The sequence below is a fragment of the Sporosarcina cyprini genome (assembly GCF_022048975.1).
In the GTDB taxonomy this organism is placed as follows: Bacteria; Bacillota; Bacilli; order Bacillales_A; family Planococcaceae; genus Sporosarcina; species Sporosarcina cyprini.
The window spans coordinates 206,225-229,095 of the sequence record NZ_JAKMHX010000016.1 but is presented as its reverse complement, the minus strand read 5'-3'; the positions used below and the strand labels follow the sequence as shown (position 1 = coordinate 229,095).

General features: G+C 44.9%; 25 protein-coding genes and 1 riboswitch. Of the genes, 15 read left to right on the top strand and 10 right to left on the bottom strand.

All coding sequences use genetic code 11. The features are described 5' to 3' along the window. The 6 genes from L7D49_RS04760 to L7D49_RS04735 form a co-directional block, all read left to right on the top strand. On the top strand, positions 1-197 hold a 197-nt coding region (locus L7D49_RS04760; RefSeq protein WP_238079671.1), incomplete at its 5' end, for a hypothetical protein. A 476-nt stretch (positions 198-673) separates the two neighbouring features. Next, positions 674-1,741 (top strand): PepSY domain-containing protein, encoded by a 1,068-nt coding sequence (locus tag L7D49_RS04755; RefSeq protein ID WP_238079670.1) that lies wholly within the window; start codon positions 674-676, stop codon positions 1,739-1,741. A gap of 168 nt (positions 1,742-1,909) precedes the next feature. Further along, positions 1,910-2,611, top strand: coding sequence for a response regulator transcription factor (locus L7D49_RS04750; RefSeq protein WP_238079669.1), 702 nt, complete (start codon positions 1,910-1,912; stop codon positions 2,609-2,611). Then, entirely contained in the window at positions 2,608-3,969 is a 1,362-nt protein-coding gene (locus tag L7D49_RS04745) for a sensor histidine kinase (protein ID WP_238079668.1), read from the top strand. The genes L7D49_RS04750 and L7D49_RS04745 overlap by 4 nt, the downstream gene beginning before the upstream one ends. After that, on the top strand, positions 3,966-4,724 hold the full coding sequence (locus tag L7D49_RS04740) for a PepSY domain-containing protein (protein ID WP_238079667.1): 759 nt from the start codon (positions 3,966-3,968) through the stop codon (positions 4,722-4,724). Before L7D49_RS04745 ends, L7D49_RS04740 begins: the two co-directional genes overlap by 4 nt. A gap of 18 nt (positions 4,725-4,742) precedes the next feature. Beyond that, on the top strand, positions 4,743-5,888 hold the full coding sequence (locus L7D49_RS04735) for a glycerate kinase (protein ID WP_238079666.1): 1,146 nt from the start codon (positions 4,743-4,745) through the stop codon (positions 5,886-5,888). A gap of 498 nt (positions 5,889-6,386) precedes the next feature. Here L7D49_RS04735 and L7D49_RS04730 read toward each other — a convergent pair whose 3' ends face one another. The 6 genes from L7D49_RS04730 to L7D49_RS04705 form a co-directional block, all read right to left on the bottom strand. Beyond that, positions 6,387-7,490 (bottom strand): nitric oxide synthase oxygenase, encoded by a 1,104-nt coding sequence (locus L7D49_RS04730; protein ID WP_238079665.1) that lies wholly within the window; start codon positions 7,488-7,490, stop codon positions 6,387-6,389. Positions 7,491-7,875: 385 nt separating this feature from the next. Next, a complete protein-coding gene (locus tag L7D49_RS04725) occupies positions 7,876-8,613 on the bottom strand; it encodes an MBL fold metallo-hydrolase (protein WP_238079664.1) in 738 nt (245 codons plus the stop codon). Between the two features lie 58 nt (positions 8,614-8,671). Then, complete coding sequence (locus L7D49_RS04720) at positions 8,672-9,265, bottom strand: hypothetical protein (protein WP_238079663.1); 594 nt, start codon at positions 9,263-9,265, stop codon at positions 8,672-8,674. 26 nt (positions 9,266-9,291) lie between these two features. Beyond that, positions 9,292-9,588, bottom strand: a complete 297-nt coding sequence (locus L7D49_RS04715; protein WP_238079662.1) for a hypothetical protein — start codon at positions 9,586-9,588, stop codon at positions 9,292-9,294. A gap of 1 nt (position 9,589) precedes the next feature. Then, complete coding sequence (locus tag L7D49_RS04710; protein ID WP_238079661.1) at positions 9,590-10,156, bottom strand: hypothetical protein; 567 nt, start codon at positions 10,154-10,156, stop codon at positions 9,590-9,592. A 98-nt stretch (positions 10,157-10,254) separates the two neighbouring features. Next, complete coding sequence (locus L7D49_RS04705) at positions 10,255-10,890, bottom strand: BMQ_0737 family morphogenetic spore coat protein (RefSeq protein WP_238079660.1); 636 nt, start codon at positions 10,888-10,890, stop codon at positions 10,255-10,257. Between the two features lie 203 nt (positions 10,891-11,093). Here L7D49_RS04705 and L7D49_RS04700 point away from each other — a divergent pair, with 203 nt between their 5' ends. The 4 genes from L7D49_RS04700 (at position 11,094) to L7D49_RS04685 (ending at position 13,582) form a co-directional block, all read left to right on the top strand. Beyond that, positions 11,094-11,771 (top strand): hypothetical protein, encoded by a 678-nt coding sequence (locus L7D49_RS04700; protein ID WP_238079659.1) that lies wholly within the window; start codon positions 11,094-11,096, stop codon positions 11,769-11,771. A gap of 117 nt (positions 11,772-11,888) precedes the next feature. Further along, the gene (locus L7D49_RS04695) at positions 11,889-12,527 is read left to right on the top strand and encodes an exosporium glycoprotein BclB-related protein (protein ID WP_238079658.1); all 639 of its coding nucleotides are present in this window, start codon (positions 11,889-11,891) and stop codon (positions 12,525-12,527) included. Positions 12,528-12,666: 139 nt separating this feature from the next. Further along, positions 12,667-12,870, top strand: a complete 204-nt coding sequence (locus tag L7D49_RS04690; RefSeq protein WP_238079657.1) for a hypothetical protein — start codon at positions 12,667-12,669, stop codon at positions 12,868-12,870. A gap of 274 nt (positions 12,871-13,144) precedes the next feature. Further along, complete coding sequence (locus L7D49_RS04685) at positions 13,145-13,582, top strand: hypothetical protein (RefSeq protein ID WP_238079656.1); 438 nt, start codon at positions 13,145-13,147, stop codon at positions 13,580-13,582. 242 nt (positions 13,583-13,824) lie between these two features. Here L7D49_RS04685 and L7D49_RS04680 read toward each other — a convergent pair whose 3' ends face one another. Continuing rightward, positions 13,825-15,057 (bottom strand): MFS transporter, encoded by a 1,233-nt coding sequence (locus L7D49_RS04680; RefSeq protein ID WP_238079655.1) that lies wholly within the window; start codon positions 15,055-15,057, stop codon positions 13,825-13,827. 139 nt (positions 15,058-15,196) lie between these two features. Here L7D49_RS04680 and L7D49_RS04675 point away from each other — a divergent pair, with 139 nt between their 5' ends. The 4 genes from L7D49_RS04675 (at position 15,197) to L7D49_RS04660 (ending at position 17,878) form a co-directional block, all read left to right on the top strand. Next, positions 15,197-16,477, top strand: coding sequence for a helix-turn-helix domain-containing protein (locus tag L7D49_RS04675; RefSeq protein WP_238079654.1), 1,281 nt, complete (start codon positions 15,197-15,199; stop codon positions 16,475-16,477). Positions 16,478-16,494: 17 nt separating this feature from the next. Next, positions 16,495-16,788, top strand: a complete 294-nt coding sequence (locus tag L7D49_RS04670; protein ID WP_238079653.1) for a YciI family protein — start codon at positions 16,495-16,497, stop codon at positions 16,786-16,788. 84 nt (positions 16,789-16,872) lie between these two features. Next, positions 16,873-17,196: an ArsR/SmtB family transcription factor gene (locus tag L7D49_RS04665; protein ID WP_238079652.1), complete on the top strand. Its 324-nt coding sequence runs from the start codon at positions 16,873-16,875 to the stop codon at positions 17,194-17,196. Continuing rightward, complete coding sequence (locus L7D49_RS04660; protein ID WP_238079651.1) at positions 17,180-17,878, top strand: SRPBCC domain-containing protein; 699 nt, start codon at positions 17,180-17,182, stop codon at positions 17,876-17,878. Before L7D49_RS04665 ends, L7D49_RS04660 begins: the two co-directional genes overlap by 17 nt. 335 nt (positions 17,879-18,213) lie before the next feature. Here the strand turns inward: L7D49_RS04660 and metE are convergent, their stop codons facing one another. Beyond that, complete coding sequence (metE, locus tag L7D49_RS04655) at positions 18,214-20,508, bottom strand: 5-methyltetrahydropteroyltriglutamate--homocysteine S-methyltransferase (RefSeq protein ID WP_238079650.1); 2,295 nt, start codon at positions 20,506-20,508, stop codon at positions 18,214-18,216. A 148-nt stretch (positions 20,509-20,656) separates the two neighbouring features. Further along, positions 20,657-20,796: riboswitch (cobalamin riboswitch) on the bottom strand. A gap of 75 nt (positions 20,797-20,871) precedes the next feature. On the opposite strand from metE, the gene L7D49_RS04650 reads away from it, so the two are divergent. Further along, positions 20,872-21,450 (top strand): HAD-IIIA family hydrolase, encoded by a 579-nt coding sequence (locus L7D49_RS04650; protein WP_238079649.1) that lies wholly within the window; start codon positions 20,872-20,874, stop codon positions 21,448-21,450. A gap of 25 nt (positions 21,451-21,475) precedes the next feature. Here the strand turns inward: L7D49_RS04650 and L7D49_RS04645 are convergent, their stop codons facing one another. After that, positions 21,476-22,222: a class I SAM-dependent methyltransferase gene (locus tag L7D49_RS04645; RefSeq protein ID WP_238079648.1), complete on the bottom strand. Its 747-nt coding sequence runs from the start codon at positions 22,220-22,222 to the stop codon at positions 21,476-21,478. Positions 22,223-22,279: 57 nt separating this feature from the next. Beyond that, entirely contained in the window at positions 22,280-22,810 is a 531-nt protein-coding gene (locus L7D49_RS04640; protein WP_238079647.1) for a hypothetical protein, read from the bottom strand. Positions 22,811-22,871 lie beyond the last annotated feature (61 nt).

Genomic DNA, 22,871 nt, shown 5'->3' with positions numbered 1-22,871 from the left:
AGGATGCCTTAATTTCTGCAAAGAACGCAGAAATACGGCAAATCGAACTCTTCGTTGTTCGATTGGCTCACCGCCCGCCCCCCGGAAAGCGACCGCCAGAAGCGGAAATCAACTTTACTAGGAATCTAATGCAAGTAACGGTTGTATATTATTTTTATACGCCACAACAAATTAATATGCTTTTGTCTACGCTCTGAATTCATCTCAAAAAAATGAGATGGATTTATTACAGCACCCAATAATACAAAATGCTCGCCATACAACATGCAGCACATCCATATGCGAATACTTTATCGGATCGTTTTTTATTCCTAATAAAGGAACCGACGCTGACGGCAAAAAAGAGAAATGGGAATAGCCAAACTCTGGACTCGGGAACCATGTTTAGGAGTAATAAAGAGACGATGGTTAAAGGAATATAAATAGAAGCTAAGATTTTATCCATAAAAAGTAAATCCACCTCCGACTCCACAGTACAATAGTCTTCGTTGAAAATCAATAAATTATAGAAGTATAAGGTATGTCGCCGTTTTCGAACTCAAATGTTCTACGACGACGAATCTCCCCCTCATATTATGAAATCTATCATTCTCATCAATTTCTAATAATCCTCTCTCTGTCTTCTCATATTGACGGGGTATGCTAAGAGTGCAGAATAAAGGAGGAGATCATTTTGAAGAAGTGGATGTTGATTCCTGCATTGGCGGGAGTCGTTGCCGTCGGTAGCGTAGCCCTGGCTGATGATTCTGTTTCAAGTTCGAGTGCGACAGCTAAGCAGATGTTGACGCTGCAGCAAGCGAAAGAGTTGGCGGTACAGCAGGTAGGTGGGCATGTGACCGAAATCGAGCTGGAGAAAAAGAAATCGGGACCTGTCTATGAGGTCGAAGTGGAGTCGAAAGGGATTGAGTATGAGCTGGACATTGATGCGCTGACTGGCGCGGTCGCGGTTCGCAAGCAACAATCCAATGTTCCGGCAGCCGTTTCGGGCCAGTTGTTATCTGAGGAGCAGGCGATTGCGGCTGCCAAGAAGCTGGCATCTGGCAAGGTCGTAGATATCGAGTTGGACGAAGATAACAAACAGTACTATTATGACATTGAACTTCGTGATGACAACTATGAATATGACGTAAAAGTGCATGCGATCACAGGTGAAATCGTTAAATTCGAGAAGGAGCTTAAATCTGGAAAGAACAATAACCAATCCGGTCAGCTCATGAAGAAAGAGGAAGCCCTCGCATTCGCGAAGAAGCATGCGGTTGGAAATGTGAAAAAGATTGAACTGGACCGCGAAGACGGTCGCCGTGTGTATGAGATCGAGATGAAGGATGATCGCTTCAAGTATGAGCTTACCTTGGATGCAGTTACAGGCGAATTGATTTCATTTGAAAAAGAGCAGTATAAAAAAGCAAGTGCGAAAAAGTCACAGCAAGCTGCAACAAAGCCGGTTTCTTCTAATCACACATTAAAAGTGGTTGAGCCGGCAGCACAAGCGACAACTCAAAAGGTGGAAACGAAGGTAGCTACAGCTACACAACAGTCCCCTAAACAATCTGTGAAAAAGGCAGGTTTGTCGAAAGAGGAAGCGATTGCGATTGCTAAGCGCCATGCGAGTGGTGTAGTAACGGAAATTGAACTGGATGACGGTGTTTGGGAAATTGAAATGGAAGATGGCGATGTCGAATACGAATTGGAAATCGATGCGGCGACAGGTACCCTTGTTTCATTTGAAAAAGACGAGTAAATGAATTAAGCATAAAAACATAAAAACATAAAAACATAAAAACATAAAAACACACAAGTACATGCCAGGCCCCTTAGCCGCCGGGCATGTATTTTTTAAGTAGGGCGACAAATAGACGATAGAGGCTGATTTCGATAGAATAAAAGGAAAACAGATAGGTGAGCGAACATGAGTGAGAAGATTTTAGTCATAGAGGACGAGGAAAGTATCGCACGGGTCCTTCAATTAGAGCTGGAGTTTGAAGGATATGAGGTTGGGATTGCCTATACCGGAACGGATGGGCTAATAACCTACCGGGAGAATAATTGGGATTTGGTGCTGCTCGATTTGATGTTGCCGGGCTTGAATGGGCTGGATGTGCTCCGGCGCATTCGTGCGACAGAGATGGATACGCCTGTTATTTTATTGACGGCGAAAAGTGATGTGTCGGATAAAGTGGCAGGCCTGGATTTGGGTGCGAACGATTATGTGACAAAGCCGTTTGAGATTGATGAACTGCTGGCACGCATCCGCTCAGCTCTCCGCATGTCGAAACGGACGGTACCTGAAAAGGAGGAACATCTCTTTTCCTATGGAGGCCTCTCCATTCACGATCAAACCCGCGAGGTGAAACGGGATGGCAAACTGATTGATCTGACCCCGCGCGAATATGATTTGCTGCTGCATTTATTAAAGCACCCAAATCAAGTACTGACACGCGAGCAGCTGCTGGATGCGGTGTGGGGATACGATTATTACGGCGATACGAATGTTGTCGATGTATACATCCGCTATGTCAGGAAGAAAATCGATAATGGCGATGACACGTCCATGATCCAGACGGTCAGAGGTGTCGGTTATGTATTGAAGGGAGCTTCCTCTGGATCATGAAGCTGAAAACAAAAATTCATTTATCTTCTACATTGCTCATGCTCGTCATTCTCATATTGGCGAACACAGGGATTTATTTTCTCTTTGGGAAGATGTCCAATACAACGGAATACAAGCAATTGTTAAGTCGGTCCAAAGAATTGATGGCGGCATTAAGTGAAATTGACCAAGAAGAGGAAGTACGCATCGTGCTTCGTGCATACGTGCCCGCAAATGGGGCGATCCGGATCATTGACGCATCAGGGGAAGCGACAGTTTCGACAGAATCAGTAGAGAGCTTGGCAAAATTTCATCCCTCTCCTAAACCGGACGAAAAATATGCCATTGGTGAATACGAAGGAGTAGAAGCATTAACAATTTCCGTTCCGATCATCTGGCCATCGGGCGAGGTTGTGACTCTCGAAATGACCCAGCTCTTGACGGATGTAGCGGCCAATTTAAAAATACTGAAATACGTCCTAGTCGGCGTCACCATTTTGGCCATGATTCCGATCATATTATCGAGTATGACTCTCGGCCGTCTTTTGACGCAGCCGATAGAGAAGCTGCTTGCTGCTATGTCTGAAAGCCGAAGGGAAGGGACGTATGAGAAAATCAATACGTTCGCGAAAGGCAAAGATGAGCTGGCTGAAATGGAGCGGTCCTACAATGACATGATGGAGCGGCTCGAAGAGAACTATATGCATCAGGAACAGTTCGTATCGGATGCGTCTCATGAATTAAAGACGCCGTTAACTGTTATCGAAAGCTACGCTCGGCTGTTGAAACGCCAAGGGTATGATAATCGGGCCGTAGCTGAGGAAGCAACAAATGCTATCTTAACCGAGTCTGTGCGAATGAAAGAAATGATTGCACAAATGCTGGAGCTTGCGAAAAGCCATCAAGAGCGCACTTATGAAATCATGCCTCTCCATTTGCCGAATGTTCTTCATGCGGTTGTTCCGCCGCTGCGGCAAACGTTCCGGCGTGATATTCAAATAGAGACGGACGGGGAGGTCATCGTCGAAACGGATGAGAAGCATTTGCGGCAGCTTTTGTTCATTTTGCTGGATAATGCCCGGAAATATAGTGATCGTGAAATTAAGACAGGTGTGCGAAATGGTGCAGAAGGTGCGGAGATCTACGTAACCGATTACGGAAGAGGCATTCCGAAAGAGCATTTGCCTAATTTATTCAATCGTTTTTATCGGGTGGAAACGGATCGAAACCGGAAGACAGGCGGTACAGGACTGGGGTTAGCTATTGCGAAGGAAATTGCCGATTCACTTGGGGTTCACTTGCAGGTGGAGAGCATTGAAGGCCTTGGAACTACTTTCCGTATTGTTTTTCCGACAAGAAAGGGAGAGGATGAAGCATGAAAAAATGGATTCGTAAACCTTGGTTTATTCCGATCCTCTTGACGATACTTATTTTGGCCGTCAGTGAATTTTATTCAAGACAGGTCGTCACGAAAGCACAAACCCTGTCCGAAGAGGAAGTCCGGGAACAGTTGAAAGAGATGTATAATGCCGATATCGTAAATGTTTCGCAAAACGATGATGAATACGAGATCAAGCTGGCACGGGGCGGGGCAGAATATGAGGCGACTGTCGATGCGGAAACCGGCCAGGTGCTCGCCTTGATCCAAACGAAGGAAGTGGCGAAAGCACCTCCCGTCAAGGAGCAGGAAACAGGCAAACCACAGGAGGAAAATACGGGCAAGGAGGATGCTGAGGAGCCATCTTCCGGAACTGCAAGTCAGTCGGACGGCAAAACAGAATCACCGTCTTCAGTGGGAACAAAACCGACAAAGCCTGCGACATCAGGAGGAGCTGCGCAAACCCCTGCCAAAACGACACCAGACAAGAAGCCGGCTTCACAGACTTCCAAGCCTGCCAAGCAGCAGGAGAAAAAATCTGTGTTAATTACCGAGAAACGGGCGCGGCAAATCGCAGTCGCTCAATTAAAGACATCGGCCCCTTATGAAGTGGACGATGTGGATTTCGTGAAAACAGATGAAGGCGGATATTACCTAGTCAACATCGAACTCGATACAGATGATGATCTCGATGAAGTGACGTACCAAATTCATGCGATTTCCGGGGCAGTCATGTCAGTTACGTGGGACGATTAAGGAATGGAGGGTGACATGTTGAAAATCATAGTAGCACCCGATTCCTTTAAAGGAAGTTTGACAGCCCGCGAGGCTGCCCTTGCCATGGAGGAAGGTATACTCGATGCTCTTCCTTCAGCGAAAGTGATCCCGTTGCCACTCGCAGATGGCGGCGAAGGCACGATGGATTGTCTTGTCGACGCGACAGGGGGTCACACGGTTTTTGTCCAAGTGAAAGATCCGCTCCTGCGGGAAGTGGCCGCCCGGTATGGCATACTGGGCGACGGATCCACGTGTGTAATTGAGATAGCGGAAGCGTCCGGCCTGACATTATTAAAGGAAGAGGAAAGGGATCCACTGATTGCGACGTCCTATGGTACCGGCCAATTGATCCGGCACGCGCTGGATGCCGGCTGCCGGACATTTGTCATTGGCCTGGGTGGAAGTGCCACAAATGACGGCGGCACTGGTATTCTCCAGGCACTCGGTTGTCGCTTTTTGGATGCCAAAGGGGAGGAGCTTGCGGCGGGCGGCGGTGCCTTGCGTAAACTGCATCGGATTGATTTATCCCAATTTGATCAGAGAATCATGGAAAGTTCATTTACGATTGCATGTGATGTACGCGCGCCTTTCATCGGGCCGGCTGGAGCTTCCGCTGTGTTTGGCCCTCAAAAAGGAGCATCCGAGGCAGCGGTTGCCTTGCTTGATCAAAACTTAAAACGGCTTGCTGATTGTATCGAAGCGGAGACTGGGATTGCCCTTCACGACATGGAAGGAACAGGAGCGGCTGGAGGAGCAGGCGGCGCCTTGCTGGCATTTTTTAATGGCACCATGAAACCCGGGATTGAAGTGGTCATGGAAGCGATGGATTTCGAAAGGATTGCATCGGAAGCCGATTTACTGATTACCGGGGAAGGGCGCTCGGACGGGCAGACCATAACCGGGAAAGCGCCATCCGGTGTAGCGAGCCTGGCGGAACGCCATCAGATCCCTGTTCTTCTCATTTCGGGGGCTATCGAAGAGGCTTCTCGTGAGATGCTGCGAGCTGTTTTTACTGAAGTACATGGCCTAACGGATTCTGGAATCAACTCCGAAATAGCGATGTCCCAATCGTATCAGCTGCTTCGGGAGAAAACAGCGGCGGTTGTGGGGCGGTATATTGAGAGAGTAAAAAAGTCATATTAAAAAGTCAAAGCTGTTGAATAAGTGCGCAAGATTGTACAAAAGCCAAAAAGCTGATTATCCATTACATGTGTAATCAGCTTTTTGGTTTCGTAACTTATCCCGGTTTTTTGAAAATCAAAGGAAAAAACCGTCACAGTCTTTTGTAAGCTTAAAGGTTATGTGAATTTTAAGTAATGATCAGGTTGATTGCGCATTTCATCCATCGGGTTCCAACAATAAAAGATCTCTTCATTAGTCGCAAAAACATAGTAAATCGTATCTTAAAAGCGTTTTTCGCAAGAGGAGATCGAAACTAAACAGTAGATTCAATATTCATCCGCTTTTAGAAGTACGCAGATTGTTAACAGTGGAAGATAGCCATTGGATTGCTTACTTGTCAGACGCTTCGATGTACCAAACGCATTTGTAACTTAAAACCACTTTTCATGTAATTCCAAGTAGGTGCCGCTCTTCCCCCGCATCACTCTTAACAAATTGAAGGTATATTGAATTTAAATGTTAGCTCTCGCCGGGGTCTTTTTGATTAAAGTAGTTTGGCTTAATAATGTCATTTTTATAAGGTTTATGATAAATATGAGTAGCGGCTGGAGAGAGCGGGGGAATGAGCCATGCCCAATTGCCTGTGACAGTCCTCCCACATGCTTGTTCCCTCTTTTCAAAAGCTTTAAATTGCTTTGCTGCTGTATGATGATCGACAAGTGTAACTCCGGCTTCATAATACGAATGTAAAACTGCGATATTTAACTCAACTAACGCCTTATCCTTCCATAGCGAACGATTAGACCTCGTATCCAATCCCATAAGTTCGGCAACTTTTGGAAGTAAGTTGTACCGATCGGAATCTGCCAAATTTCTCGCCCCAATTTCAGTACCCATATACCATCCATTAAATGGTGCCATAGGATAATCAATTCCTCCAATTTCCAAGCGCATGTTTGATATGATCGGAACTGAATACCATTTCACACCAAGATCGGACAACTCATCTAATTCTGGATGAGTAATTGGTACTTCGAGGACCAATTCATTAGGTATTTCAAATAGTTTTGGTCTCTTTCCGTGTTCTTGGATTATTAATGGAAGAACATCATATGGTGTGTTTTTGCCTCGCCATCCGAGTTGCTCACACATTTTTGTTAATTGAATCGAGATTGGATCTCCAATTACTGTCTTTCCGTCCTTATATCCAGCATATCGAATTAATTGATGGTTCCAAATACGAAGGGGATCGATTCCTTTTTTTCTTGGAGCGAATATAGTAATGGCAGGGCGAATATCACCTTTATTTGTTGCGAATCTGATATGATCCGACAATTTATTAAAAGCATCTTCTGCTGTTTCAATTTCCCGTTCATCAAACACTTGTAGTGTATTCCAAAGTAGACGTCCAATACAACGGTTGCTGTTGCGCCATGCCATTTTAGCTCCGTGTTCCAATTCAAAACTTTTATGCGAATAAGTGCCGGTTGTCGAAATTTCCTCTTCTATTTCTTCAATTCTTTTCAATTGTTCTTCAATGGATAACCCGATTTCGTCGTAGCATGTATGAATAAATTGGATAGCTTCTTGTCGTAAGGTGTTGGTTTTATTTATAGGTGTCATTAGGATCCCTCCATATGACAAGTGTAGCATAAAAAAGTCATTGAAAATGATCAGCCATGAAACATGCTACTACCTCACAAACTGGCTCCTTTCGCTAGTGAAGAAAAGCTGTCAGCGGAGTGACTGTGTATCAATACAAGATTATTTCCAAGATGTAGCCACTATTTCAGACTACCTAATCTGCTATTGAGTTAGTGATTTATTTTAACAATAAAATTAACTTGAAGATATCTAGCTTTATAAGGCTCCAAATTCGCTAATCAAGTTTTTCAGCACCTCCCATTATTGCGGGAGGTGCTTTGGGTGTTTCCATCTACAGAATGATGGAATTCTAGATATGGTTACATGATCAACTTGCTTCATTTCATATCGGACTTGTAGTTATTCAATCCAGCGTATAGACTTTCCCAACAACAGCAAGTTCCACTTCTCCAGCGTATTGACCTCTCGCCGCTTCTGCGATGTTTTCCAACTCGCCGTATTGCGACAGGTGAGTCAGGATTAACTGTTTCGCTTCTGCAAGTCTTGCCAGGGTGCCCGCTTCGCTTCCTGCCATATGCCCTGGAGATTTGCCGAGATATTCCTCGAATAAATTGGCCTCGCTAATCAATAAATCCGCGCCTTTTGAAAATTCGACAAGCGGCTCCGTCCACTCGGTATCTGCAGTGAATACGGCTGTTTTACCAGCTGCAGTGACCTTCATCGCCAAGCAATAAACGGGGTGAACCGTCGGGCAAAAGGATAATGTAAAAGGTCCGACTGTATAACTTGTCCTGTCGGAAATCTCCATTCCAATCGTTTGCTCTTTGTACGACAGCTTCGCAAATCCCTCTTTGTCTTGAGTGTGTCCGTAAATAGGCAAAGGCGGCATTGGATTTCCCGTGTAATAGTTGATGAGCCGGCTGTATTGGAGACTGCCGATATCCGCGATGTGATCTGCATGATAATGACTGATGACGACAGCATCGAGCTGCTCCAGTGGAATGTAATTTTGTAGAGAAGCTAGTACGCCGCTGCCGCAATCGAACAGCAGATGGTACCCTTCGTGTTCTATTAAAAAAGAAGAGGTAGCGCCATTTGCTTTTGGATAGCCGCCCCATATGCCGATGGGTATGATGTTCATGTTTGCACCTCCAGAGAAAGAATTTCTCCTTTTATCATACCCTTTTCCCTTTGGAAGTTCATTGCTCAGATTCGGAAGATTTATTCTTATATAGTTCTGTAAGAGAAATGATTTGCTGCAAAATATAATCCGGTTGGTCGGGCTCTGTTTTTGTAGTCAATCTTTCTGTATATGTTTCCAATAGAGCAATGAGGTCGCGCTGTAATTGACTCAGCTGTTGCTCCTCCCGTAATTGGTTTTGCAAAAGCTCCAATTTTTCCTTCTGATTATCAAGCAACTCCACAAGGCGTTTTCGCTCACTGTGGTCTGTCTGAAGTAAAGACAGCTCCTTTCCTAAATTCTGTGTTACAGTTTCAAGTCGATCGACAGCGTGTTGAATATTGTCCTCGGAAGGTAAGGTATGCGTCTTTCTGCTGTTTTCAAGCGTTTGAATTCGTTTCTGGTAAATCCGTAGCCGTTTCTCCAGCTTTTGATTGGCATACAATAATTGTTGATAGTCCTCTTTGATTTGCCGGTTTTCCTCTTGAATCTCATGAATAAGGCGGGGAGCCGGTTCGGTCGTTTTGTATTTATTCAGTTCAGCGCGCAAAAAAATAATAGTCTGCTTCAATTGCATAGGATCATTACTTTTTATATCACCGAAGTTAACCAAGACGGTCCGGAACCTCCCTCCATAGGTTATTTACGTTTTACGTCATGTAAAATTTCTTCGAAAGCCTCTTTGTTGTCAGCGATCATGCGTTCAATTTCATCAAGTAGGGTCTTTTGAATGACAGTCGGGTTATTCCGGTTTGTCAATCTGGTGAGTTGCAGCTCTTTATTCATGACGATATAAAGAAGCAAAAGATTGATGGTTTTCGAATCAAGAAATACAAAGCTAGTAGAGGAGGGTTCCGATTCGTTCCCTTTTGTTACATCCTCCATCAAACCATTCGTGATTCGCTGGATGGCCTCTTGTATAGCACGTGAATCCATATTATGCCTCCTCCTTGTGATCCGCAGAACCATTGATATTAATCGAATTAAGAGCTGCCATGCCATCAGGAGTTTGGTCGCTAAAAAAAGTGCCAGTTACACTTCCGGCATAATTGGATGATGGGAACCAGATCAATTGGAAGTTCGTGAATGAAAGCAGGCCTCCTGGTGGTATGATTGATATCCCGAGAGGTTTTAATTTGAAAACGGATGGATTGGCAGGATCGTCCATGCGTTCCCATCCATTCGTTAATTTGTTTGATAAGGTCGATTGCGAGTTGACAAACTTTCCTTGAAGCGAAAAGGGGGCATCTTCTGACAACGTGAGGTGAATGATTGGATTCGTAATGTCTACATTGCCAATGTTTTTAATGTGGAAGGAGCCAAGGCAAAAACTTTCTTGCTCCATTCCGTGTGATAATTGCAAAGCGTATGTAAAGTAGCCTATGCATGAAGTTTGGTTCTCATTGGCTTTAGAGAGAGCTGTCTTTAACTCTTTTAAATAAAACTGTGTAAGCTGGTGATGTTCTTTTAGCTTTGCTTCCACAGCAGTGATTCCGTTCTGCACACGACATCCTCCTATATTGTAAAAATAAATAAAGAGAGAGGTCTAGGCCCCTCTCTTTATCATATGAGCCTACTTGTACTATTAGTACTGTTCAAGGGTCAGTCAGGAAATACAGTAGGGCATTGAGGTGGTCTTGCAGGTAGTGGGCATGAGCCGATAGCTAGCTCAGCGCGCGGCTGGCAGAAGTCTGCTAAGAATTCTACTGTTACAGGGAACGTTGCTTGGATGCTTTGGCATGTTCTGATTGAGACTACGAGCCCTGCGAAGGTAATGACACCAGTACCTGGTGTGAATGTTCCTTGCGCACTAATAAAGCAATCCAGTTCTGTGAAAGTTACTGTCACGTCTGTTCCATTTGGTGCACACATGATCACTTGTTCAGAACGGGATACCGGAATTCCAGCGCTGCGGTAAATCGTGCCATTTGGTAGTGTCAATACAATTACGACTGTAAAGTTCTTTTGAATCGTTAATTGTTGAAGACAGACGATGCCTCCGTCAATTGTAAATTGACGATTTTCCCTACGTAAAATGACAACAGGGTTTACTGCGGCTGGCGTTACCTCACAAGTTACAGTTGCGCCTGTTAAGACGGTACCTGTCGTTACACCCGGAAATGTGATTGCAGTAGTAGGGAAGAAATCAAAACGATTTTCTTTGACCACCCAATCATATACCTTATCGACGTTAATGCAGATTAATTCCTGTTCAGGAAGTTGTAGATTATCTTGCATGTAGCTGTCACCTCCATATTTTTATTGGCCTTGCATACGTATCATATGTTGTTTAGAAAGCGTGGCGTGGGCAATGAGCTAGCTTGACTGTGAAAAGGAAAGCAGTTCTTTTGCGGATAAGCATCTTGTCCACTAGTCACCGCCTGTGTCTTTTGATAATAGGATAGTGATGAAGGATTGATTTCGCTATAAGAGGTGAAATGATGGAAGATGCAAATCGTAATGCGGAAATTGAACAGTTAAAGAAGAAAGTGGAGAGATATCGGGAAGCATTATCTTCTATAAAGACAGAATACTCATCAGATGATCTACAGTTGAAGAAGAAGTTCGACGTAGTTGAAAAGAATCTTGATAACTTAGACACCAAAGTAAAGGAATTAGCTCTTCTTCTAGAAGAAGGGCTCCACAAGCTTTCAGAAAAAATTATAGAAGTTAAAGAACGACTCGAAGAAGTGGATCGAAAACGTGAAAGTGGAGGATCTGGGGATCTTCATAGACACACAAAACATCCAGACCATCTCCCTACCCACTCTCGGAAAGAAAGAATGCCCTCTCAACGAAATACAGCGGTGCCTTCCTTTAATCAATTACGAAAACTGGCAGAAAAAACGGCTAATGCAAATACACCATCACCACGCAGTAGGCCATCCTATGAGGTTCCACCCGTACATGAAGAGTCAGAACGTCCGCATATTCCAGAGGAGGATGCTCCAGACTCTCCTATGTCTACAGAGGACATACAGGAAACTAGCCAGTTGATGGAGACTTCAAAGGATGCACCGGTCCTCTCAAAAGGGAAAGAAGCTGTTCCTATTGAATCCATAAGAAATGATAACACGAGTCCGTCTTCCCCGTTTTGGAGAAAATTTAAGAAAAACTGATTAATAGCCTTCCGGATTTGTTGGAAGGCTGTTTTTTTTTTTGATAGGGGAAGTTCAATGCCCGTCCGCTTGAAGAATAGAGGAATAAAATATCGGAGAAAGGAGGTGTTACTTACAATGGCTTGTTATCAAAATGGATGCTGCGGAGATCGCGATCTAATGAATGCAGCCGAAAATAGATGTCATCAATTAGGACCTATTCGTGCAATTGACCAAAATTGCATTTTACCAGTTGATGGCGGAGGACGAGGCGCGATTATTCCTTACGCTTCAGGGGCTGTGCCACTCGCTTTGGTTGAGACAGTAGGCGGAGCGCTTGCATCGGTTCCTTTCTTAGTAGGTTTTGGAACGGCATTCCCGGGTGTTCTCCTTGCAAATGGAACAATTAATTTATCTACTACGATTGCTGCCTTGAACAATGAAGCATTTGTAGTGCCAAGAGCTGGTGCGATTACATCTTTGTTTGCAACTTTTACAGTATTGGCAGCTGTAACTCTTGGAGCAAATAATGCGGTTGTTGCAGAGGTATACCGTGCTCCTGAGGGAAGTACTGTTTTCAGCCCAACTGGTGTCAGAGTTAACCTTGCGCCGACAGTACCGGGTCTAATTGCTGTCGGAACACTTCTAAGTGGAAGTGTTACTGCGGATTTCCCAGTAGCAGCTGGAGATCGTTTACTCCTTGTTTACTCATTATCAGGGACAACCCTTGCTACAGCATTTAGTGGTTCAGGAAGCGCTGGTATGGCAATTGAATAAATTTAATCTAATTGAAAACCTTAATGCCCACTGGTTATCCGGTGGTGCATTTTTTTTGTCTGATCCAACCCATATATAGATAGGATTGCCCGTCCATCTTTTTATACTCTGAATAGTATACAAGAGAGGAGGTGGTAATATGGTTTGTGGAAAAAATGGAGGATGTGGTGGAAGAGTTGTCGATTCAGAAAATCAACAGCTCTATTATCCAACTGGCAATGATTTTCGGATAATTGGTCGTTTTAAAGGGGTGGACCTTGCTTACCTTACACCAACACAAGATTGTGGAGAAGTAGCTGCGCTGTTAAATTGTAGCCAATCCCGGCGGAATGGTTGTTATTAATATCTTAAGTGATCCTTATTTAACGAAAAAAGTTCTTGTAAACGAACAGAAAAATTTCTTTGTCTTGCTTAAGTATATTTGTCCAACCCCTTACTTAAAGTTCGAATAGATTAGTAACAAAGCAAAGGAGGGATGAAAGAAAATGAGTTGTAGAAATTGCCAAGCATCAAGAGGCGGATCTTTGCCAAATCATAATTGCCACCACCAGTGTATCTGTCCGGAAAGTCAGTGCTATTTTCGGGTAACGATACCTTGTGCGGAGTTTCCTAATGGTGTGGTGCCACCACCTCCAGTAGTTGGCGGTGGTGAATCGCAGATTTATTTGGCGGCCAGTACAGTAGCAGCGGCTACGGAATATGTTGGAGTAGGAAGTTCTTCTAACAACTTTGCGAGGAATACGGTAGTTATTCCGCAAAATGCGATCATTACGGGCATGGTTTTCAACATAAGGGATAATACGTTAACCGCTGGGCAGTCTGCCACTGCAGATATTGTATTAAGTAAAACGTGTGGATTTGGGACAATTATAGATACAGGTATTACAGCCACTGTAACTGGACCAAACAATGCCACAACGCCAAATTGTTGTGCGACGACTACTGCTAATTATCCAGTTAATGGATGCGACTTATTATCAGTCCGTGTAACAACTGCAGGTGGCGGAGCATTGCAGGAAGGTGTAGCTGTAACGATTTCATACATTACACCTTAATTAGTGAATTGCAATAAGACCAGTAAAGTGTAGACAAAGTTACGTTTAACTTTGTCTGCACTTTATTATATTCAACTTACTTATTAAAGGCCCTAGATTGGTCAAAAAATATTACAGACCCACAAAAGAGACATGGACGTTTCGTACATTTAAATACAACTATAATTTTGAGACTTTCCTAACAATAACTTTAAAGCTAGAACTTTTAAAGTAAGACTTGATTTAGAGTTTAGGCATCTGATTTAATTACCTACCTTTTCAATCGATCGGATATCTTTGTCAAACAGTAAAAATAGCGACAACAGGACAACCCAAGCTCCCGCTCCAATAAATAATTGATTCACCGGAAAACCTTGTTCTGCAATGATGCCGCCCGCAATGGCGAACGCAGGCATGAGTAGAGAGGAAATCGCGCCGTTTAGGGTAAAGACACGCCCGCGAAACTTGTCTTCGACGAGGACGATGAGCAAAGCGCTATATAGGATGCCGTAGATGGTCATGAGCATACTCATGATGACATATAAGAGAATGCCCATGTACAACGCTTTCGTGATGCCCATGCCTAGAAAGGCGAATCCGGCAATTGACAGCATCAAGAACATAACCGTACCAGGCTTTGCAAATGACGACACTTTATTTGCGACAAGACCGATTAAGATACCGCCAACCGCTGCAAATGCGCCAAATAAACCAAATTCGATTGCTGTGCCGCCGTAGTAGTCTGATACAAGTACTACCACTAAAGATCCCGCTATCGTTGTCGCATTCATCAGGGAAGCAAGCAACGTCAGCTTTAATATAGGCTTGTTGCCCTTCAGAATGGACCAGCCCTCTTTCAACTCCAGGAGCATGGATTTCGTTTTTGGGGTCTCTGCATCCCCCTCTATATCCTCTTCTTCCTCTTTCGGCAAGGAAATGTTAATCACAAAAATAAGAAGGATACTAGCGATAATATACACACCCGAATGAAACAGCATGACGCCGACAAATCCGATCAATGCGATGAGGAATCCACTGATTCCTTGCCCGATCAAATCAGCCGTCTGACTTGTGGAGGAAATGTATCCATTTACTTTCACAATCCGTTGAACGCCGACGATGCGGGGCAGTAGCTTGTTTTTCGCAGGTCCGATGAAAAACATGCAAGTATTGTGGACAATCAGCATGACATAGATGGAAAAGGCGATGCCATCAAGCCAGAACAGATAGAGCAAGGCGAGAGCCACTCCAATCGACACCATCACGATATATCCAATCTGCATGGAGGTTTTCGGTTCCCTTCGATCAACGAGTACGCCAATAAAAGGAGCGATCACTATGCTGGTGAGTGAGTTGACTACCATAAAAAGTGCGGATGAAAGCGGTGATTGCGTAATTTCATATATATACCACATGATGGAGATAATGAAAATGCTGTCCGCCAGTGCCGTTAAAAACTGATTGGTCACAATAAGTGACATGTTTCGTTTAATCAAATCTCTCAGCCTCTCTTTGTTTAATATATTGAACATAACATAATGGAGAATAAAAGTTCAATATATTAAACAAAAATATTTTATTTGCTAAACATGATATACTGGCAATAACAGTAGATTGGACGAGGAGGAGAGCGTGTTGACACATGTCGGAGAAAATATCAAAAGGATCCGAACCGAAAAAAAGATGACCATCTCAGATGTGGCAAATGAGCATGTCTCCCGTGGCATGATTAGTTTAATTGAAAATGGGAAAACGCAGCCGTCCATCGAGCGGTTGCAGCATATTGCCCGGCAACTGGGAGTAGAGATTTCAGAGCTGGTGGAGGAAGTCCCGCGGAGTAAAATGAGACAGGTGCTTCATGATGCACTTGCGTTGTATTATCAACCGGGATGGGAAGGCTTGCCCAAGGCGCTTGAATTGATGAAGCCGGTTGTAGACAACCATTCTTCAGGCTATGAAGCTGCCAGAATGAATGAGATGTATGCGAGGGGCTTGTACTATCTCTACGTACTTGCGATCGAACAATATAACCAGCAGGAACATAACAACTGGGAACCGTATTTGATGAAGGCGATAGAGGTGTACGGGGAGTTGGAAATGGAGTGGCGAGCGGTTAGGTGCTATGCCTTTTTAGCGGATATTGAATTTGATCAGGCTCGTTATCAAGAGGCGATCCAGATTATCGACCGAGCGCTCGAGCAGTTAACGGTCATGGACAGCGTCGAAACGAAGTCCCTTTATATCCAATTGATTTCGCAGAAAGCTTTTGCCTTCGTCGCCTTGGGACGGAACGAGGAAGCACATAAGCAGTTGGATGATGCAATCCAATTTACCCGCGACCATCTGGTGCTTGATCTTTATTACAATGTGCTTAATGCGAAAGCGTGGCTTTACTATGATGAACAGAAAATGGAAGCCGCTCGGGAGTATGTGGAAGACTGCCGTCTGTTTGTCCAGGCGGTCAAGAATATCAGTTTACAGTTTGAACATGAACTGACTTCAATTTTTCTGGAAGAATTTTTTGAGAGGCAATATGAAAAGGCGATTTCCATAGCGGAACAGCTTGTGGCCAAGACGGAAGCTTCGAGCCACATGCCAGGAGAGGTGAAGAAGGAATATCTCTTCGCTGTGAAGAATTTACAAGCTAGGGCACTGACTCAGTTGGAACGGTATGAAGAAGCTCTGCAGCTGTTCACGGACAATCAAATTACGATTAATGAGCAGGTGCAGTTAAACCCGCTCGATTTCGCGATTCGTATCTTATCCAATAGCTATGAAGCGCTTTGTCATGATCATCTGGGGAATAAAGACAAAGCGGTGGAGCTGGCCAGATCGACGGTCGATCAGTTGCACCATATGCCATATTCTTCTTTCTATCATTTTGCAAAGGAAGTGCTGATGAAGGTTACCAACTAACCAAAGGGGTGTATGGAATGAAATTTGTCATTCATTTTACAACAGGATCGGCATGGGAGCAGGGACAGCCGCATTGGAAACAGGGCCTTGTTCCCCATCGTGAATATGTGAGGGAAGCATTGGCGAAAGGGATTTTGATTGCTGGCGGTCCGTTTATGGATCATACAGGCGGATTAATTATACTGGAAGTAGATAATATGGCTGAAGCACAGGATTTTGCAGACAATGATCCTGCTGTAATTGAAAAGAAATTTGAAGCGGCCATTTATCCGTGGGAGCCGCTTGAGGGGATTTTTAATCAATCATCCTAATAGTTAGAATTTTACTTGACTAGTTATCAGTTAGCTTGCTATATTTTATATATAACCAAAAGGTTATATATTGGAGGCTTTGATATGACGGATATTTATCGGGCAATCGCAGACCCAACCCGCAGGAAAATACTATCATTGTTGTCTCGCCATGAATATACGCAGTCGGAGCTAGTCGACCAATTTACCATTTCCCAACCTGCTGTGAAGAAGCATATCGCAATCTTGCTAGAAGAAAATGTAGTGAGCGAGCGGAAGGAAGGACGGTTTCGGGTGTATCGGCTGAATGAGGAAGTCCTTTCAGATGGCTACCAAAAGCTTCAGCTGGAAATCGGAAGTCTGTTGGAAGACAAATTATTGAAATTAAAAGCGTATGTGGAGGGGGAGCAAGATGGAGAAGACAATTGAATCGGTGAAACGGGAGATTTTTGTCAAGGCATCGCCTGACAAGGTATGGAAAGCATTGACTGTTCCAGAAGAGCGGAATCGCTGGGAGACCCGGGAATGCGAGCTCGATGTCCGCGTAGGTGGCACGATGAGCCTTGATTATGGGTGGGGTGTCAGTTATGTCGGCACCATCAAGGAGCTTGTGGAATTTGAAAAAATCGTGCTGGAGGATGCAGAGGGTCATGTGACGATATGGACGATCATGCCACAAGAAGGGGGCTCTCTCGTAGGCATCGAGTATATCGGCTCTTGGTGTGGAGATATTGAGATGATGGAAGCCGACAATATGGCATTTGGTACGTATCAATTCATGCGGAACTTGAAGAGTGTCTATGAGGAAGACGCAGACTTGCGCGGTCGCTTCTGGAAAAGCTGGATCGGTGTGCTACATCGGACGAATCCAGGCGATCAGCTGGGGGCCAAAGTCGTTATAGTTCATGCGAATACACCGGCGGACGGATTGGTTAAAGTCGGGGATATCATTATCCACGTCAATGGCAGCGCAACAGCAACCTATGATGAGGTGGAAATTGCCATCTCTGAAGCGGAAGTTGGCGAACGCATTTTGCTTCGAATGATTCGCGGAGGGGAACAAGTGGAAGTAGAGTTATCTACTGTAGCGTATGGGCAAACGGTCGAATGATTGGTTGATGGATCGGAACAGGGATTTGCTCCTATCCTGCGAAGTGGGGATAACGGGCAGCTGTGTGGTGTTTTGGCTCTTGAGAGGGGAAATAATGTACTTTTAAGTGGTGACAAAGCATGCACATAAATTGTAGTTAAGCGGTGATCAATTCACTTTAGCCGGTGATAGAAGTGGTTTACCCGGTGATAGAACTGTTTTAGCCGGTAATAGACACAAATAAAGCGGTGATAACCCAGTTTTACCCGGTGATTGATTACAAAGAGCTTTGAGACAGCGACAAAAGATCCCCGCCGGGCTATGTCTCATGCCAAGCGGGGATGTCTCCTAATTCATCAGCTTTGGGTTACAGAGAGTTGTTCCCTTACACGCTTTGCAGCAGCCGTCATATTCGTCAGCGAAGCGACGGTTTCGGCATGCTTCCTCGTTTTCAGGCCGCAATCCGGGTTGACCCAGAATTGTTCAGGGGACAGCACCTCAAGTCCTTTTTCAATGATGGCGGCCATCTCGTCTACGGATGGGACACGGGGACTGTGGATGTCATAGACGCCGAGCCCGATTCCTTTATCGTAATGGTAGTCATTGAAGGCGTGCACGAGTTCGCCATGACTGCGTGATGTTTCAATTGAAATGACATCCGCATCCAATGCGCTGATGGAGTCAATGAATTGATTGAAATCACAATAGCACATATGGGTGTGGATCTGCGTTGTTTCCTTGACTGACGCAGTCGCAATCCGGAATGCTTTAACAGCCCAATCCAAGTAATTGTTCCATTCATTGCGCTTTAGCGGCAGGCCTTCTCGCAATGCGGGCTCGTCGACTTGAATCATCGTAATGCCGGCCGCTTCGAGCGCTTCCACTTCTTTACGAATTGCAAGAGCCAACTGGTTGGCGACGGTTTCCCAGCTCACGTCATCCCTGACAAATGACCAGTTGAGAATGGTCACTGGTCCTGTCAACATGCCTTTCATCGGCTTGTCCGTCAGCGACTGCGCGTAAACGGATTCCTTGACGGTCATCGGTTCAACGAATGCAACATCGCCATAGATGATCGGAGGTTTCACGCAACGCGACCCGTACGAGACGACCCATGCCTTTTCGGTAAATACGAATCCGTCCAATTTCTCTCCGAAGTACTCCACCATATCCGTCCGTTCGAACTCGCCGTGAACGAAAACATCCAGGCCGATCTCTTCCTGGATCCCAACCCACTCCCGTATGTTTTCATTAATAAATTCCTCATATTGCACATCTGTCAGCTCGCCTTTTCTCCACTTGGTCCGCGTCTTGCGCACTTCGGGCGTCTGCGGGAAGCTGCCGATTGTTGTCGTTGGCAGAAGGGGCAGCGAGAAAGCGGCTTGTTGCGCAATCTTGCGCTCTGCGTAAGGAAGATTACGGCTGCTGTCTCCATTGCCAAGCGCTCCTATTTCCGAATCCACATCCGCCCGGTTCCGCTCGGGTAAATCAGCAAGACGTTTGCATGCGTCGGCACTTTCTTCGATTTCGCCGAGTACAGAGGCACGTGATTCATTGATGCCTTTAGTGATTATCTGAATTTCCAACAGTTTCTCGTCAGCAAAGGCGAGCGCTCCCCGAAGTGCCTCTTCCAGCTTTGTTTCGGACTTGAGGGAGACGGGCACATGCTGTAAGTTGCAGGAAGGCTGGATGCATAGCTTATCAGCTGATACGAAGTGCAACAGCTCATCTGCAATATTCAATTTCGCCCCAAGATCTGCCCGCCAAATATTGCGTCCGTCAATAAGGCCGGCTCCCAGATGTTTATCCTTTGGAAAACCAAACGTTCGCAAGTTCTTTAAGTTTGCCTCGCCGCCATGCACAAAATCGAGACCGATGCCTTCTACAGGAAGGGTGATTGCCTCCTCATACCACTCGACTGCATCGAAATACGTTTGCAGCATGATTTTTACTTCCGGGACGGCTTTCTTTAGCTGGGAATAAATTTCTTGCACTGTCTTCATTTCATCGCGAGTAATGCTGGTAGATAAAATTGGTTCTTCAATTTGCACCCAATGCACGCCTTCTGCAGCAAGTTCCTTTACAATTTGCTCGTACAGCGGTAGCAACTGAAGGAGAAATGCCGGAATCTCGTGATCTTCATAACCCTTTGATAGTTTTAAAAATGTATAAGGGCCAATCAAAACCGGCTTGCCTTCAATTCCGAGAGCTTCCTTCGCTTCCCGATATGCGGAAAGGGGCTTATTCTCAGTTAGGGCAAGTTTCCGCTGGCCGTATTCCGGAACGATATAGTGATAGTTTGTATCAAACCATTTCGTCATTTCAGAGGCGACCGCTTCTTTATTTCCCCTTGCCATGGAGAAATAGGTTGTAAGCGGTACCTGGCCGCCTTGCCAGTTGTATCGCTCCGGCACCATGCCGAACATGACGGCGGTATCGAGCACGCGGTCATAGAAAGTGAAATCTCCAACGGGAATGACGTCAATGCCTGCCTCTTTTTGCTTTTGAAGGTAGGAAAGCCGCAGTTCCTTCATCGTTTGTACCAGTTCCTCCTCTTGGATCTTCTCGCTCCAGAATGCTTCAAGAGCGCGCTTCCATTCACGGTTTTCGCCGATGTAGGGGTATCCGATTGTGCTGCTGATTGTTGTCATGTAGTCCACCCTTTCTTATTTGATTGCATAAAAAAATACATTTCCAACGGGGAGTCAGAAATGTACGGTATTTTGAAAGGCATGCTGAAAAAAGCACGCACTTCGTCTGCGCGTATCCATCTAACACCTCCCTATCGACCGTAGGTTTACAGCGTTGTTGAACTAGGCTGGTATCTGGCTTCAGCGCAAAGGCTGTCACAGTGGCGGGACCGCGCCGGATTTGATTGCTCACCGGCTTCCCATTTAAGATCTGAGACTTCTCAGATCACCTATTCCGTCTGCTATTCGATTTGATTAAAGGTAGCATGTCCAAATTTTTCTGTCAACCATTCTATCGAAATAGTTTTACAACTACGTTATGATATGAGAAGGGAAGGGGGAAGGGAAATAGGGGGAATTAAAGGCGTTTTTATCGATCGGGATGGAACAATTGGAGGGACCGGACATTTTATTCATCCAAAAGATTTTTCACCATATCCTTTCAGTCGGCAGGCGTTTGCTTTGTTAAAAAATCATCATATTAAGATGTTTGCTTGCACAAACCAGCATCGGATTAGTAAAGGCCAAGCTTCCATACAGGATTTTCAGGATGAGTTCCAGTCGTATGGGTTTGATGATGCTTTTATTTGCCCGCATAGCCCCGAAGAGGGATGTCATTGCCATAAACCGAATCCGGGTCTGTTGTGGGAAGCATCGAGGAAACACGGTATCGATCTATCGCGGACGGCATTCATTGGTGATGTCGGGGCAACGGACATGCTGGCTGCTCATGCAGTCGGTGCTAAGAAAATTCTCGTGTTAACTGGGTGGGGGATAAGTTCCTGTACCGACTACAGGCATAAGTGGGCGGACATTGAGCCCGATTACATTGCTGAAAATCTGCTCGATGCAGTGAAATGGATTATTCAATATAACGGCGAAAAAACTGCGCTTGGGTTGTGAAGTCCAGGCGCAGTTGGCGTTTATTTTATAATTTCTTGCATTTAATAATCAACGTCGTCGGCAGCTTTGTTGCCTTCTCATAAGAATACCAGCGATTTTCATGCTTTTCGCGGTCTTCCTCCGTGAGAGCCACATCCTCGATGATCTTCTCAATTTGAAAACCATGGTCGGCGAGCGTATTAATATATGTACTCACTTTCAATTGCTGCATGATAGCGAGTGCGTGCCACGCTTCGTGATCATACGGGCCTTCCTCGTGATACGATTTATCCAAATGGAGACTCCCATCAATTAATCTCGCGCGGCTATGGAGTGGATGCTCCCAGCTGAAAATAAAAGTTCCGCCTGTTTTCAAATATCGATGGACATTTTGAATAGTCGCCTGAAGATCTGTCGTCCAGCCGAGTGCAAAAATCGAGTAAACCATATCAAAATAATTGCTCGGCAAACCAGGATCGTTCTCCATTGGAGACTCGAATAATTGTACGGGTGCTGTCACATCGGCCAGCACATTTCTAGCTGTCTCGATCTGTGTTTTGGATAAATCAACTCCCCATAACTCGGCAGCCCCTCGTTCATTCATATAAAGCAGTGAATGGCCGCTTCCGCAGCCGATATCCAGCACTTTACATCCTGCCACATCCCCAAGTAGATGCAAGTCTTCTTCGCTAGGCGCAAGCGGCCCATAGTCAGGAAGCGGATTGCGCCCGTAAAAGCGATGTGCCACTTCATCCCAGCTCTTTTTGTTTACCTTAAGTGTTTCTAAAACCATCAACTTAACCCCCTCGCTTCATACGAATATATATTCGGTGTATTTTACGGGATTCCTCTATTTTCGTTTATCATTATAAACACTTAATTTTTCTATCGTGTCGAAAATGGAAGTATAGGTTGCTTTAATGGTTTCTTCCGTCCGTATGTCATTGTAGAGTCCAAATTCATACGTTCTCAGATTGCCAACGAACAAAATCCCAGAAGCATAGGCGTGTCCCATGTCAGGAGCGGATTCAAATGACACTCCTTCTGTTACAAAAGGGAGGGAGCTCTTTCTGGAATCAATGAAAATAGTGGGGATTGTCAATTGCTTATAAATCTCGGCTAGTTCATCATCGGCAGCTTCGGATAATTCTTCCGGCATGATGAAAATCGCATCGAATCGTTCAGGGATGGTCTCCACTTCATACAGTAAATCATCGAACGATAGCTCTTGGAATCGAATCTTGTCTGAATCGATGTCGGGTTGTTCTCCAATGACGCCTATCGTTAAATCTTTTCCTTCATAAGGTGGAAACTCAAAGGACTTTTCCTTGTTACAAGCTGCTAAAAGAAACATGATCAAAAGTAGCGCAATTCTTTTCATTAGCCATCCTCCTATGCTGGATGTATTCGACACTTTTACAAATTCACCTCTCTAGAAAGAG